We start from the raw sequence: 14,300 nt of genomic DNA, 5'->3' as shown, positions 1-14,300 counted from the left end.
GCGCCGTCAGTTCTTCGCGGTGGCCCACGCCTGCTGAACGGCGAGGTCGGCCTTGACCTCGGTCAGCTGTACGGCCACGGCCGACGGGGCCGTACCGCCGCGGCCGCTGCGGGACGCGAGCGCACCGGCCACATTGAGGACCGTACGGACCTCGGGTGTGAGGTGCTCGGAGATCTTCGCGAACTGCTCGTCGGTCAGCTCGTCGAGCTCGATACCCTGCTGCTCGCACTCCTTGACGCACTCGCCCGCGACCTCGTGCGCGACGCGGAACGGCACGCCCTGCTTGACCAGCCACTCGGCGATGTCGGTGGCGAGCGAGAAGCCGGCCGGGGCCAGCTCCTCCATGCGCTCGCGGTTGACGGTGAGCGTGGCCATCATTCCGGTGAAGGCGGGCAGCAGGACTTCGAGCTGGTCACAGGAGTCGAAGACCGGCTCCTTGTCCTCCTGGAGGTCGCGGTTGTACGCGAGCGGGAGCGCCTTCAGCGTGGCCATCAGGCCCGTCAGGTTCCCGATCAGCCGGCCGGACTTGCCGCGGGCCAGCTCGGCGATGTCCGGGTTCTTCTTCTGCGGCATGATCGAGGAGCCGGTGGAGAAGGCGTCGTGCAGGGTGACGAAGGAGAACTCCTTCGTGTTCCAGATGATGACCTCCTCCGCGATCCGGGAGAGGTTGACACCGATCATCGCGGTGATGAACGCGAACTCGGCGGCGAAGTCGCGGGAGGCCGTGCCGTCGATGGAGTTGGCGACGGAGCCGTGCTCGAAGCCGAGGTCGGCGGCGACCGCCTCCGGGTCCAGCCCGAGGGACGACCCGGCCAGCGCGCCGGAGCCGTACGGGGAGACGGCGGTCCGCTCGTCCCACTGACGCAGCCGCTCGGCGTCCCGGGAGAGGGACTGCGCATGGGCCAGGACGTGATGGGCGAAGAGCACCGGCTGGGCGTGCTGCAGATGCGTACGACCGGGCATCGCGACGTCCGGATGCGCCTCGGCGAGGCCGACCAGGGCGCCCTGCAGCTCGGCGATCAGACCGCCGATGATCCGGGCGTGGTCACGCAGGTACATCCGGAAGAGCGTGGCGATCTGGTCGTTCCGGGACCGGCCGGCCCGCAGCTTGCCACCGAGGTCCGGGCCGAGGCGCTCAAGCAGGCCGCGCTCCAGCGCGGTGTGGACGTCCTCGTCGGCGACGGTGCCGGTGAACGAGCCGTCGGCGACATCGGCTTCGAGTTGGTCGAGCCCGGCGATCATGCGGTTCAGCTCGTCCTCGGTGAGCAGGCCCGCCTTGTTCAGCACTCGCGCGTGGGCGCGGGAGCCGGCGATGTCGTACGGCGCGAGCCGCCAGTCGAAGTGGACGGAGGCGGACAGTTTGGCCAGCGCCTCGGCCGGACCGTCGGCGAAGCGGGCGCCCCAGAGGCGTACGTCGCTGTTGCCGTTGCCGTTGCTCACTGCGTGCTCCTCGGAAGAACAAGGGGGGTGGATGTGCAACCGCCTCCCCGCACGGAGGGTCGGGGAGGCGGTGACGTAACTACTGGGGTTCAGGCGAGGTCACGCTTCGCGGCGATCTTCGACGAGAGGCCGAAGATCTCGATGAAGCCCTGCGCCTTGGACTGGTCGAACGTGTCGCCCGAGTCGTAGGTGGCGAGGTTGAAATCGTAGAGCGACTGCTCGGACTTCCGCCCGGTGACGACGGCGCGGCCCGCGTGCATGGTCATCCGGATGTCACCGGTGACGTGCTGGTTGGCCTCGTTGATGAAGCCGTCCAGGGCGCGCTTGAGCGGCGAGAACCACAGGCCGTCGTAGACCAGCTCACCCCAGCGCTGCTCGACCTGCCGCTTGTAGCGGGCCAGCTCGCGCTCGACGGTGACGTTCTCCAGCTCCTGGTGGGCGGTGATCAGTGCGATCGCGCCCGGGGCCTCGTACACCTCGCGGGACTTGATGCCCACGAGACGGTCCTCGACCATGTCGATCCGGCCGATGCCCTGGGCGCCGGCCCGCTGGTTGAGCTGCTGGATCGCCTGGAGGACCGTGACGGGCTTGCCGTCGATGGCCACGGGCACGCCCTCCTTGAAGGAGATGACGACCTCGTCGGCCTCTCGCGGGGTGGCGGGGTTCTCGGTGTACTCGTAGATGTCCTCGATCGGCGCGTTCCAGATGTCCTCCAGGAAGCCCGTCTCGACGGCACGCCCGAAGACGTTCTGGTCGATGGAGTACGGGGACTTCTTGGTGGTCGCGATCGGGAGATTCTTCTCCTCGCAGAAGGCGATCGCCTTGTCCCGGGTCATCGCGTAGTCACGGACCGGGGCGATGCACTTCAGGTCGGGCCCGAGCGCGGAGATGCCGGCCTCGAAGCGGACCTGGTCGTTGCCCTTGCCGGTGCAGCCGTGGGCGACGATGCCGGCGTTGTGCTTGTTGGCGGCGGCGACGAGGTGCTTGACGATGGTCGGCCGGGAGAGGGCCGAGACCAGCGGGTAGCGGTCCATGTAGAGGGCGTTGGCCTTGATCGCCGGGAGGCAGTACTCCTCGGCGAACTCGTCCTTGGCGTCCGCGACCTCGGCCTCGACGGCACCGCAGGCGAGCGCGCGCTTACGGATGACGTCCAGGTCCTCGCCGCCCTGACCGACATCCACTGCAACGGCGATGACCTCAGCGCCCGTCTCCTCGGCGATCCAGCCGATGGCGACGGAGGTGTCCAGGCCGCCCGAGTAGGCGAGTACGACGCGCTCGGTCACGGGTTTCTCCTTACGGTGCAATCACTGGTAGGCATAACTATGCAGTCCTTCGTATGGTTTGTCAAAGGTGCAGGTGGGCGGCGTGCCGCAGGGCGCGTGCGTTGGGCGGAAAAGAACCCGTGCGCGGAGGCGGCGATCGCCGGGATGCGGGAGGGGGCCCACGGCGAGGTGCTGGGCCCGCTGCTCGCGGCACGCGCGCCACGGGTGCGGTCCGCCGATGCCACCGCGCTGCGCCGGGCCGGGCGGCACGGGGAGGCGCGGGCCTCCCTCGCCGACCCTTCCGGGGGCGTGCGGGCCTGTGCGCGCTACGTGCTCCGGCAGGACGGAGTCGATCCGCTTCCGCTCTGCCGGTCGATGTGCGCGGATCTCCGCCGGTCGATGAATGCCGGCCCCGATCCGACGGTGACTGCCGGTCCGTTCATCGCTCCTGCCGCGCCCGCCGGGCCCGGCGAGTGCGGTTCACGCACGGACGCCGAGACGCTGCGCTCCCTGCCGGCCCACCCGCTGCCCGCCGTCAGGGTCCGCTCCGTCCTCGGCCTGCGGGCCCTCGACGGCGTGGACCGCGAACGGCCGGCGCCCCTCCTCGACGATCCGTCGTCCGCCGTGGTCCGTGCGGCCACCCGGGCGCCACAGCCGGACACGGCCGGATTCCCCGAGGAGTGGCTGCGCATCCGCACGGCACAGGACCAGCCACGCGCGGTGCGTGTGGCGGCTCTGCAACTGCTGCGCGTGGCAGGCCTGCACCGTTGTTCCACCTGCTGAAATGACCTCGCCGCCCCCGGAGTCGGCGACGACAATGGCCGCCATGGGTAAAACGTACGAACGTATCGACGGACGGATCAGGACCTTCATCGAAGAGCAGCACATCTTCTTCACGGCGACTGCGCCGCTGGACGCAGAGGGCACGGTCAACCTCTCCCCCAAGGGGGTCAGCGGCTCCTTCGCCGTCATCGACGAACTGACCGTGGCCTACCTGGACTTCGCGGGCAGCAATGCGGAGACCGTCGCCCACCTCCGCGAGAACGGGCGCATCACGCTGATGTGGTGCGCCTTCCAGGGGCCGCCGAACATCGTGCGGGTGCACGGTCGCGGTGAGCCGGTCTTCCGTGACGATCCGCGGTTCGGCGCGCTGCTCGCCCGTTTTCCCGCTGTGGACCCCGGTCCGCACGGGCTGCGCGCCATCATCGTGGTGAAGGCCGAGCTGATCCGGGACACCTGTGGATTTGCCGTGCCCTTCATGTCGTACGACGAGGACCGGCCACTGCACGCCCAGCGCTTCGCCCGCGAGGACGATGCGTCGCTCAGTGTCTACTTCGAGAAGAAGGAGCACGTCGCGACGAGTATCGACGGACTGCCGGGGCTGCCGCTCCCGCTGCCGGCCATGCCGCGCGTGGAATGAAATTGAGCCGTACGGAGCAGGTCCGGGGGTGACACGCCGCGGGACGGTCTAGCGTCCGGGACATGCGCAGATCTCTGGTGATCGGTTCGGTACTGCTTGCGCTGGCGGGCTCGGTCGCGGCCCGGCCCGCCGTGGCGCCGGCTCTCCCGGGGCGGATGGCCGACACCGGCGGTGGTACCCAGTTGATCACGGCCGAGGCCCCGGCCAAGGGCTCCACGACGGGCACCGTCACCTGGTGGAATCTGCGCCGGGGCATCTGGGTGAAGGGCGGGTCCGCACCGGCCCGGTTCGGTGCGAAGGGCCTGGCCGAGGGGACGTCGCGCAAGCAGGGCACCGACACCACACCCACCGGCCTGTACGACCTGCCGTACGCCTTCGGAATCAAGGCGGCACCGGCCGGCACCGTATACCCGTACCGCCGGGTCAACAGCCGGTCGTGGTGGTGCGAGGACACCGAGGCGCGGGCCTACAACCGCTGGGTGGAACCGCGGCCCGCGGACTGCCGGGCGGGTGAGTCGGAGCACCTGGCCGCGTATCCGACGCAGTACGCCCGCGCGCTCGTCATCGGCTTCAACTACGAGCGGCCGGTACGGGGACGTGGTGCCGGCATCTTCCTCCACGTCAACGGGCGTGGTGCGACCGCCGGTTGCGTCTCCGTACCGGCGGCCGCGATGGACCGGATTCTCGACTGGGTGGACCCGGCCCGCAGTCCGCACATCGCGATCGGGACCCGTTCGGGCCCGACCGCGATCACGCGCTACTGACGGACGCGGTACCCCGGCCGTTCAGCGTTCGTTCTGGGCCAGTCGCAGCAAGTGGTCGGCGAGCGCCTGACCGCCCGCCGGGTCACGGCTGATCAGCATCAGTGTGTCGTCACCCGCGATGGTCCCCAGGATGTCCTGGAGTTCGGCCTGGTCGATGGCCGAGGCGAGGAACTGGGCCGCGCCCGGAGGCGTACGCAGCACCACGAGGTTGGCCGAGGCCTCTGCCGAGATGAGCAGTTCGGCGGAGAGGCGCCGCATCCGCTCCTCCTTCGCGGACTCGCCCAGCGGTGCCTGCGGGGTACGGAAACCGCCCTCGCTCGGCACCGCGTAGATCAGCTCGCCGCCGGTGTTGCGGATCTTCACCGCACCCAGCTCGTCCAGGTCGCGGGAGAGCGTCGCCTGGGTGACGCTCAGCCCGTCGTCGGCGAGGAGTTTGGCCAGCTGACTCTGCGAACGCACCGGCTGCCGGTTCAGGATGTCCACGATCCGGCGGTGGCGTGCGGTGCGGGTCTGCGGCACGGACGGCCCGCCGTGCTCGGTCTCCTGCGCCTCGGTCATCGTCGTCGCCTCATTCTCCGGATCGTCCGTCCCCTTTTGCCGCGTCGAGAGCGCCGGGCAGCGCCTGGAGGAACGCGTCCACCTCCGTGTCACCGATGATCAGCGGCGGCATGAGCCGCAGGACATCGGGGGCGGGTGCGTTCACCAGGATTCCGGCTCCCTGAGCCGCCTGTTGCACCTGTGGTGCGAGGGGCTCGGTGAGCACGATACCCAGCAGCAGCCCCGAGCCGCGGACGTGGGAGACCAGAGGGTGCCCGAGACCCTCCACTCCGTTCCGGATCTTCTCGCCGAGCCGCTTCACCTGGTCCAGGGCGCCGTCGGCCGCCAGGGTGTCCAGGACGGCGAGTCCGGCGGCGCAGGCGATCGGGTTGCCACCGAACGTCGTGCCGTGCTGGCCCGGCTTCAGCAGGTCGGCCGCCGGGCCGAACGCGACGGTCGCGCCGATCGGCAGTCCGCCGCCGAGGCCCTTGGCGAGGGTGACGATGTCGGGCTCGACGCCCTGGTGGGACTGGTGCTCGAACCACTGGCCGCAGCGGCCGATACCGGTCTGCACCTCGTCGAGGACGAGCAGGGTGCCGGTCGCCCGGGTGATCTCCCGGGCGGCCTCCAAGTAGCCCTTGGGCGGCACGACCACACCGTTCTCGCCCTGGATGGGCTCGATGATCACCAGCGCGGTGTCGGTGGTCACGACGGCCCGCAGCGCCTCGGCATCCCCGTACGGGACATGTGTGACATCGCCGGGCAACGGCTCGAAGGGCTCGCGCTTCTTGGGCTGACCGGTCAGCGCGAGTGCGCCCATGGTCCGGCCGTGAAAGCCGCCGTCGGTGGCGACCATGTGGGTCCGCCCGGTCAGCCGGCCGATCTTGAAGGCGGCCTCGTTGGCCTCGGCACCCGAGTTGGCGAAGTAGACCCTGCCGCCCCGGCCGAAGAGCTGCAGCAGCCGTTCGGCCAGGGCGACGGGCGGCGGTGCGATGAAGAGGTTGGAGACATGGCCCAGGGAGGCGATCTGGGTGGAGACGGCCTCGACGACGGCGGGGTGGGCGTGGCCCAGGGCGTTCACGGCGATACCGCCGACGAAGTCGAGGTACTCGGTGCCGTCGGCGTCCCACACATGGGCGCCTTCGCCTCGGACGAGGGACAGCTGGGGGGTGCCGTAGTTGTCCATCAGCGCGTGGCTCCAGCGCTGCGAGAGCTCCTGGTTGCTCATGACTCCCCCTGTGCGTCGGGCTGTGCGTCGGGCACGACCATCGTGCCGATTCCTTCGTCGGTGAAGATCTCCAGCAGGATCGAGTGCTGGACCCGGCCATCGATGACGCGGGCCGTCTCGACGCCGTTGCGTACGGCGTGCAGGCAGCCCTGCATCTTCGGCACCATGCCGCTGGACAGCTCGGGCAGCAGCTTCTCCAGCTCGGTGGCGGTGAGGCGGCTGATCACGTCGTCGCTGTTGGGCCAGTCCTCGTAGAGGCCCTCGACATCGGTGAGGACCATCAGCGTCTCGGCGTTCAGCGCGGCGGCGAGTGCGGCGGCCGCGGTGTCGGCGTTGACGTTGTAGACGTGGTTGTCGTCGGCGGAGCGCGCGATGGAGGAGACGACGGGGATCCGGCCGTCGTCCAGCAGCGCCTGGATCGCCCCGGTGTCGATCGCGGTGATCTCCCCGACCCGGCCGATGTCGACGAGTTCGCCGTCGATGGTGGGGCGGTGCCGGGTGGCGGTGATGGTGTGGGCGTCCTCGCCGGTCATGCCGACGGCGAGCGGGCCGTGCTGGTTGAGCAGGCCGACGAGCTCGCGCTGGACCTGTCCGGCCAGCACCATCCGTACGACGTCCATCGCCGCGGGCGTGGTGACGCGCAAACCGGCCTTGAACTCGCTGACCAGGCCCTGCTTGTCGAGCTGGGCGCTGATCTGCGGGCCGCCGCCGTGCACGACGACGGGCTTGAGACCGGCCTGGCGCAGGAAGACGACGTCCTGGGCGAAGGCCGCCTTCAGCTCCTCGTCGATCATGGCGTTGCCGCCGAACTTGATGACGACGGTCTTGCCGTTGTGCCGGGTCAGCCAGGGCAGCGCCTCGATGAGGATCTGTGCCTTCGGGAGTGCGGTGTGCTTCCGCGCCGTGGTCATGAGCTGTACGCGCTGTTCTCGTGGACGTAGTCGGCAGTGAGGTCGTTGGCCCAGATGACCGCCGACTCGGTGCCGGTGGCCAGGTCGGCGGTGATCTTCACTTCCCGGTAGCGCATGTCGACCAGCTCGCGGTCCTCGCCGACGCCGCCGTTCTTGCAGACCCATACGCCGTTGATGGCGACATTCAGCTGGTCCGGTTCGAAGGCGGCCTTCGTCGTGCCGATCGCGGAGAGGACCCGGCCCCAGTTGGGGTCCTCGCCGTGGATGGCGCACTTGAGAAGGTTGTTACGGGCGATGGACCGGCCCACCTCGACGGCGTCGTCCTCGGTCTCGGCGTTGATGACCTCGATCCGGATGTCCTTGGAGGCGCCCTCGGCGTCACCGATGAGCTGCCTGGCGAGGTCGGCGCAGACGGTCCGTACGGCCTCGGCGAACTCGTCCTGCTCCGGGGTGATCCCACTCGCGCCGGAGGCCAGCAGCAGCACGGTGTCGTTGGTCGACATGCAGCCGTCGGAGTCGACCCGGTCGAAGGTGGTGCGGGTGGCGGCGCGCAGCGCGGTGTCCAGCGCCGGCGCGTCCACGTCGGCGTCGGTGGTGAGGACGACCAGCATGGTGGCGAGACCCGGGGCGAGCATGCCCGCGCCCTTGGCCATACCGCCGACGGTCCATCCCTCGCCGTCCGCCACCGCGGTCTTGTGGACGGTGTCGGTGGTCTTGATCGCGATGGCGGCCTTCTCGCCGCCGTGCTCGCTGAGGGCGGCGGCCGCCTTCTCGATGCCGGGCAGCAGCTTGTCCATCGGAAGCAGCGTGCCGATCAGCCCGGTCGATGCGACCGCGATCTCGCCCGCGCTGTGACCGGCGAGGACCTCGGCAGCCTTCTCTGCGGTGGCGTGGGTGTCCTGGAAGCCCTGCGGGCCGGTACAGGCGTTGGCACCACCGGAGTTGAGAACGACGGCACTGACCTCGCCGCCCTTGAGTACCTGCTCCGACCAGAGGACGGGGGCGGCCTTGACGCGGTTGGAGGTGAAGACGCCCGCGGCGGAGCGACGCGGACCGTTGTTGACCACGAGGGCCAGGTCCGGGTTACCGCTCTCCTTGATTCCCGCGGCGATGCCCGCCGCCGAGAAACCCTGTGCTGCCGTGACACTCACGGTGCGACTCCGATCGTGGAAAGACCTGTGTCCTCGGGAAGTCCGAGGGCGATGTTCATGCTCTGCAGGGCACCGCCGGCGGTGCCCTTGGCGAGGTTGTCGATGGCGCTGATGACGATGATCCGGCCTGCCGCCTCGTCGTGAGCGACCTGGATCTGTACGGCGTTGGAGCCGTAGACGGACGCTGTGGCGGGCCACTGCCCCTCGGGGAGCAGGTCGACGAACGGCTCCTCGGCGAACGCCTTCTCGTACACGTCACGGACGGTCTGGGCGCTCACGCCCGGCTTCGCCTTCGCGCTGCACGTCGCGAGGATGCCGCGGGGCATCGGCGCCAGGGTCGGCGTGAAGGAGACCGTGACCGGTTCACCGGCCGCGGCGCTGAGGTTCTGGATCATCTCGGGGGTGTGCCGGTGGACCCCGCCGACGCCGTACGGGGACATGTTGCCCATCACCTCGGAGCCGAGCAGATGCGGCTTGGCCGCCTTGCCCGCCCCGGATGTACCGGACGCGGCGACGATCACGGCCTCGGGCTCGGCCAGGTGGGCGGCGTACGCCGGGAAGAGCGCGAGAGAGACGGCGGTCGGGTAGCAGCCCGGCACCGCGATGCGCTTGGACCCCGCCAACGCCGGGCGTCCTCCCGGCAGTTCGGGCAGACCGTAGGGCCAGGTCCCGGCGTGCGGCGAGCCGTAGAACTTCTCCCAGTCCACCGCGTCCCTGAGCCGGAAGTCGGCACCCATGTCGACCACGAGCACCTCGTCACCGAGCTGCTCGGCGACGGCGGCGGACTGCCCGTGCGGAAGCGCGAGGAAGACGACATCGTGCCCGGCGAGGACCTCGGGCGTGGTCGGCCGAAGCACACGGTCGGCAAGCGGCCGCAGATGCGGCTGCAGCGCACCGAGCTTCTGCCCCGCGTTGGAATGGGCGGTGAGGGCCCCGATCTCGACCTCGGGGTGGACCAGCAGGAGACGGAGCAGCTCCCCACCGGCGTATCCGCTCGCCCCTGCCACTGCTGCACGTACCACCATCGAAATCCTCCTCGTCGATGGCATGACTATACGCAGCTATGCACTTTTATGCAAAGAACTCACGCCCTACCCGAGCGCGCGGTCGAGACCGAAGGCCGCGCTGATCAGCGCCAGGTGGGTGAAGGCCTGAGGGAAGTTCCCGGTCTGCTCCCCGGTGTGGCCGATCTCCTCCGCATACAGACCGAGGTGGTTGGCGTACGTGAGCATCTTCTCGAACGCGAGTCGGGCCTCGTCCAGGCGGCCGGCGCGGGCCAGTGCCTCGACGTACCAGAACGAGCAGATCGAGAACGTGCCCTCATCGCCCCGCAGTCCGTCCGGACTGGCCTGCGGGTCGTAGCGGTAGACCAGCGAGTCGGACACCAGGTCCTCGCCCAGCGCGTCCAGCGTGGCGAGCCACTTCGGGTCGGTCGGGGATACGAACTTCGCCAGCGGCATCATCAGCAGGGACGCGTCGAGGACGTGGCCGTCCTCGTACTGGACGAAGGCGTGCCGCTCGTCGGACCAGCCATGGCGCATGATCCGGCGATAGATCGCATCCCGCGCCCGCCCCCACCGCACGATGTCGACGGGCAGGCCGCGATGCTGGGCCAACCGCATGGCGCGCTCGATGGCCACCCAGCACATCAACCGCGAGTAGAGGAAGTTCTTGCGCCCGCTGCGCGCCTCCCAGATCCCCTGGTCGGGCTGGTCCCAGTGGTCGCACACCCAGTCGACCACCTCGCTGATGCTGTCCCAGTGCGCACTGGAGATGGGCTGCCCCCACTTGTTGTAGAGGTAGAGGGCGTCGATGAGCGCCCCGTAGATGTCCAGCTGCAACTGGTCGACGGCATCATTGCCGACGCGTACGGGGGCCGAGCCCCGGTACCCCTCGAGATGGGTCAGCTCGCGCTCGGGCAGCTCACGGCGCCCGTCGATGCCGTACATGATCTGCAGCGGACCGGTCGTCTCGGTCACTTCGAGGGGGACATGCTCGGAAAGGAAACCCATGAAGGCCTCGGCCTCCTCGGTGAAGCCGAGCCTGAGCAGCGCATACACACAGAACGCTGCGTCACGGATCCATACGTAGCGGTAGTCCCAGTTGCGCTCGCCCCCAATGCGTTCGGGCAGGCTGGTGGTCGGCGCGGCGATGATGGCACCGGTCGGGGCGTAGGTGAGCAGCTTCAGGGTGAGTGCGGAGCGCTGCACCATCTCCCGCCAACGACCGCGGTACCGCGACCGGGACAGCCACCGCCGCCAGTACCCGACGGTGGCGTTGAACTGCTGCTCCGCCTCGGACAGCGGGCAGAAGCGGGGGGCGACGTCGCCGCCGACCCGGTCGAGGGCGAAGACCGCGGACTCGCCCTCGTGCAGCTTGAAAAGCGACCATACGTCCTGGCCGGCGACCTCGAGCGGCACACTCGACGTCAGCGCGAGTGTGAGTGAGGGCGATTCGAAGACCGCCTGGCCATGCTGTACGTGCACGGTGTGCGGCTGCGCCCCGTACTCGAAACGGGGGGCCACACGGGCGCGGAACGGCAGCGATCCGCGCACGCACACCACGCGGCGGATCAGACGGTGCCGGTCGGCCTCGCGCGAATCGTCGAGTACCGGCATGAAGTCCTGGACCTCGCCGACCCCGTCCTGCGCGAAGAAGCGGGTGATCAGCACATTGGTGTCGGGGAAGTAGAACTGCTTGGTACGCGTCGGGGCATCCGCCGCGAGCTCGAAATACCCGCCACGGTCGGCGTCGAGGATCGAGGCGAAGACACTGGGTGCGTCGAAGCGCGGGCAGCAGTACCAGTCGATGGTGCCGTTGGTGCCCACGAGCGCCGCGCTGCGCAGATCGCCGATCAGTCCGTGCTCGGCAACCGGCAGATAGCGGGGCGCGCCGACACCCGGGGATGCGTCGAAAGCACTGAACGTCCCGGCGCTCGCGTTGGCCTGCACAGTCACAACGGACCTCCCTGAGCCTGCGCACCCCCTCTTCAGGCTAACCAGTCGTCGACGCGCAGGACAGTGGGAGTAGGCACCGCGGTGCCACTCCCACTGGCACGTCGGCGGGCCCGGCACCGTGCCCGCCCGTCGGCGCCGAACGCATCGATGTCAGGATGGTTCCATGACGAGCAAGGTTTACTTCGACATCACCATCAATGACGAGCCCGCTGGGCGGATCACGTTCAAACTGTTCGACGACGTCGTTCCCAAGACCGCGGAGAACTTCCGCGCGCTGGCGACCGGCGAGAAGGGCTTCGGCTACAAGGGATCGTCCTTCCACCGGGTCATCCCCGACTTCATGCTGCAGGGCGGCGACTTCACCCAGGGCAACGGCACGGGTGGCAAGAGCATCTACGGGGCGAAGTTCCCGGACGAGAACTTCAAGCTCGCGCACACCAAGCCGGGCCTGCTCTCCATGGCCAACAGCGGCCCCGACTCCAATGGCTCCCAGTTCTTCATCACGACCATCGTGACGTCGTGGCTGGACGGCAAGCACGTGGTGTTCGGTGAGGTCGACAACCAGGAAAGCATGGACCTGGTCAAGAAGATCGAGGCCCTCGGCTCGCAGAGCGGCCGGCCCCAGGCGAAGATCACCATCGCGGACAGCGGCGTCCTCTGACCCGCATACGGAACCGCTGAACGAGCGCGCCGTCCGACGGACTCCGTCGGACGGCGCGCTCCGTCGTATCCGGCCGGAGCGGGACGGCCACGGCCGACCGGCCGGCCGCGCGATTCCGCTCGGTACGGTGTTCGGATGGGGAACGTCTTTCACGGCGGGGGCCGCAGTCTGTCCATGTCCAACGGGGGCACGGACGTCTTCGTCGATGTGCTCATGCTGGCCGTGTCCGACCTCGCCGACAGCACCTGGGACCACCGCTTCGCCACTCTGCTGACCTTGCAGGACCAGAGCGTCATCGGGCGCGGGGTGGTCGGGTTCGATCTGGAGGACGTCGACTGGGGCCGCTCCCCGCGCGAGCGGGCCGCGGCGAAGGACTTCGTCCTGCGGGTGCTCGATCTCGCGCTGCGCAGGCACCGGTGGGACGAACTGGACTACGAGCCGCCCTTCGCAGAGGGCTGCCTGCGGCAGTACCGGGAGATGGTCGAGGCATTCGATCCGGCGGACGTGGAGCGGCCGAGCGGCGGCTTCTCGTTTCCCGGCCCGGAGGAAGCCGCCATGGCCTCGTGCGTACGGCACCGCGTCCTGTGCGCACCGGCCCATTGGGAGGCGTGCGTCTTCTGTACGGCGCTCTGGTGATCCCGCACCGGTAGCACGGGTGCCGCAGCCTTCACTGTCAACCGATGGTTGACAGTGAAGGCGTGTCAACCTACAGTTGACACATGGTGAAACCTGTACGTCCAACCAATCCCGTACGCCTCGACGACCTGATCGAGGCCATCAAGAAGGTCCACACCGACGCCCTCGACCAGCTCTCCGACGCGGTCATCGCCGCGGACCACCTCGGCGATGTGGCCGACCATCTGATCGGGCACTTCGTGGACCAGGCCCGGCGCTCGGGCGCTTCCTGGACGGAGATCGGGAAGAGCATGGGGGTGACCAGGCAGGCGGCCCAGAAGCGGTTCGTCTCCAAGGACCCCGGCGAGCCCTCGGACCTGGACCCCAGCCAAGGGTTCGGCCGCTTCACCGAGCGGGCCAGGAACGTCGTGATGACCGCACAGAACGAGGCCCGCGCCGCAGGCAACAACGAGGTGCGCACCGAGCACCTGGTGCTGGGACTGCTCGCCGAGCCGGAGGCACTGGGCCCCGCATTCATCAAGTCCCAGGGCGTGGCGCTGGAGGCCGTCCGTCAGGCCGCGACCGAGGCTCTGCCGGCCGCGGTCGACGAGCTGCCGGACCTCATCCCGTTCGACGCCGGCGCCCGCAAGGCACTGGAGCTGACGTTCCGGGAGGCCCTGCGGATGGGCCACAACTACGTCGGCACGGAACACATCCTGCTCGCCCTGCTGGAGCAGGAGGACGGCGCGGGTGTGCTGACAGACCTCGGCGTCGACAAGGCGACCGCCGAAACAGGCATCGCCGAGGCCCTCACGCTCATCGCCAACGCCTCGGACAAGGAGGCCTGACCGACAGCCCGTCCGGGGGATGCGCGGCGGGGGCCGGCGCCGGTCATCCGGTGCCGGCCTTCGCGCGTCGGCCGGTCACAGTGCCCCGTACACCGCCTCGATCAGGGCCGTCTTGCGCGGATCGTCGGAGATCCGGGGGCGCATCCGGTTCATCACGTAGCCCGGGGCGAGATCGGCCTCCGGGTCGGCGAGGCCGCAGGAGCCGCCCGCGCCGTCGTGACCGAAGGCCCGCGGGTGTCCCGCTCCCAGGGGCGGGTGCGGGCGGCGTCGGCCCAGCCGCCCCAGAGGTCGGCCACCGGCTCTCCGCCGATCAGTACGGTCACGGCCGCGCCCAGTTCGTCGCGCTCCCGGAAGTTCGCTTCGAACGCGGTGCGTACCGCGGAGAATCGGTCGTCGCAGTGGCCGTGGATCCGCACCACGGTGGCCTCCCTCGCCTGGGACATGCCTGTGGGACTCGATGGGTACGCAACGTATCGACTGGTCGGACCGGTGGGAAGACGTGATGT

The 14,300-nt window shown here is 69.4% G+C and carries 14 protein-coding genes and 1 pseudogene; 6 read left to right on the top strand and 9 right to left on the bottom strand.

Going from position 1 to position 14,300, the window contains the following annotated elements:
- Positions 1–6: 6 nt before the first annotated feature.
- Both argH and OG609_RS33245 read right to left on the bottom strand, forming a co-directional pair.
- Entirely contained in the window at positions 7–1,440 is a 1,434-nt protein-coding gene (gene argH, locus OG609_RS33250; RefSeq protein ID WP_327276212.1) for an argininosuccinate lyase, read from the bottom strand.
- 89 nt (positions 1,441–1,529) lie between these two features.
- On the bottom strand, positions 1,530–2,723 hold the full coding sequence (locus OG609_RS33245) for an argininosuccinate synthase (RefSeq protein WP_283850718.1): 1,194 nt from the start codon (positions 2,721–2,723) through the stop codon (positions 1,530–1,532).
- A 96-nt stretch (positions 2,724–2,819) separates the two neighbouring features.
- Between OG609_RS33245 and OG609_RS33240 the strand changes: the two genes are divergently transcribed.
- From OG609_RS33240 to OG609_RS33230, 3 genes are all read left to right on the top strand, one after another.
- The gene (locus OG609_RS33240) at positions 2,820–3,485 is read left to right on the top strand and encodes a hypothetical protein (protein ID WP_327276211.1); all 666 of its coding nucleotides are present in this window, start codon (positions 2,820–2,822) and stop codon (positions 3,483–3,485) included.
- 43 nt (positions 3,486–3,528) lie between these two features.
- The gene (locus OG609_RS33235) at positions 3,529–4,122 is read left to right on the top strand and encodes a pyridoxamine 5'-phosphate oxidase family protein (RefSeq protein ID WP_327276210.1); all 594 of its coding nucleotides are present in this window, start codon (positions 3,529–3,531) and stop codon (positions 4,120–4,122) included.
- Positions 4,123–4,184: 62 nt separating this feature from the next.
- A complete protein-coding gene (locus OG609_RS33230) occupies positions 4,185–4,886 on the top strand; it encodes a L,D-transpeptidase family protein (RefSeq protein WP_327276209.1) in 702 nt (233 codons plus the stop codon).
- A gap of 21 nt (positions 4,887–4,907) precedes the next feature.
- Here the strand turns inward: OG609_RS33230 and OG609_RS33225 are convergent, their stop codons facing one another.
- The 6 genes from OG609_RS33225 to OG609_RS33200 all read right to left on the bottom strand — a co-directional run bounded on the left by OG609_RS33225 (position 4,908) and on the right by OG609_RS33200 (position 11,664).
- Positions 4,908–5,444, bottom strand: coding sequence for an arginine repressor (locus OG609_RS33225; RefSeq protein ID WP_327276208.1), 537 nt, complete (start codon positions 5,442–5,444; stop codon positions 4,908–4,910).
- A gap of 10 nt (positions 5,445–5,454) precedes the next feature.
- Positions 5,455–6,651, bottom strand: a complete 1,197-nt coding sequence (locus tag OG609_RS33220) for an acetylornithine transaminase (protein WP_327276207.1) — start codon at positions 6,649–6,651, stop codon at positions 5,455–5,457.
- Positions 6,648–7,562 (bottom strand): acetylglutamate kinase, encoded by a 915-nt coding sequence (argB, locus tag OG609_RS33215; RefSeq protein ID WP_327276206.1) that lies wholly within the window; start codon positions 7,560–7,562, stop codon positions 6,648–6,650. The genes OG609_RS33220 and argB overlap by 4 nt, the downstream gene beginning before the upstream one ends.
- Positions 7,559–8,713, bottom strand: coding sequence for a bifunctional glutamate N-acetyltransferase/amino-acid acetyltransferase ArgJ (gene argJ, locus OG609_RS33210; protein WP_327276205.1), 1,155 nt, complete (start codon positions 8,711–8,713; stop codon positions 7,559–7,561). Before argJ ends, argB begins: the two co-directional genes overlap by 4 nt.
- Positions 8,710–9,738, bottom strand: a complete 1,029-nt coding sequence (gene argC / locus OG609_RS33205) for an N-acetyl-gamma-glutamyl-phosphate reductase (protein ID WP_327276204.1) — start codon at positions 9,736–9,738, stop codon at positions 8,710–8,712. Before argC ends, argJ begins: the two co-directional genes overlap by 4 nt.
- A gap of 66 nt (positions 9,739–9,804) precedes the next feature.
- Positions 9,805–11,664 (bottom strand): glycoside hydrolase family 15 protein, encoded by a 1,860-nt coding sequence (locus tag OG609_RS33200; RefSeq protein WP_442818087.1) that lies wholly within the window; start codon positions 11,662–11,664, stop codon positions 9,805–9,807.
- 169 nt (positions 11,665–11,833) lie between these two features.
- Between OG609_RS33200 and OG609_RS33195 the strand changes: the two genes are divergently transcribed.
- From OG609_RS33195 to OG609_RS33185, 3 genes are all read left to right on the top strand, one after another.
- Complete coding sequence (locus OG609_RS33195) at positions 11,834–12,331, top strand: peptidylprolyl isomerase (protein ID WP_327276203.1); 498 nt, start codon at positions 11,834–11,836, stop codon at positions 12,329–12,331.
- 135 nt (positions 12,332–12,466) lie between these two features.
- The gene (locus OG609_RS33190; protein ID WP_327276202.1) at positions 12,467–12,967 is read left to right on the top strand and encodes a hypothetical protein; all 501 of its coding nucleotides are present in this window, start codon (positions 12,467–12,469) and stop codon (positions 12,965–12,967) included.
- 83 nt (positions 12,968–13,050) lie between these two features.
- Complete coding sequence (locus OG609_RS33185; protein ID WP_327276201.1) at positions 13,051–13,794, top strand: Clp protease N-terminal domain-containing protein; 744 nt, start codon at positions 13,051–13,053, stop codon at positions 13,792–13,794.
- A 233-nt stretch (positions 13,795–14,027) separates the two neighbouring features.
- On the opposite strand, the pseudogene OG609_RS33180 reads toward OG609_RS33185, so the two are convergent.
- A pseudogene (locus OG609_RS33180) lies at positions 14,028–14,237 on the bottom strand (serine hydrolase); the annotation flags it as partial.
- Between the last annotated feature and the right edge of the window lie 63 nt (positions 14,238–14,300).

Origin of the sequence: Streptomyces sp. NBC_01224, assembly GCF_036002945.1 — a bacterium.
Taxonomy (GTDB): Bacteria; Actinomycetota; Actinomycetes; order Streptomycetales; family Streptomycetaceae; genus Streptomyces.
This window is presented reverse-complemented; position numbering and strand designations above follow the sequence as displayed.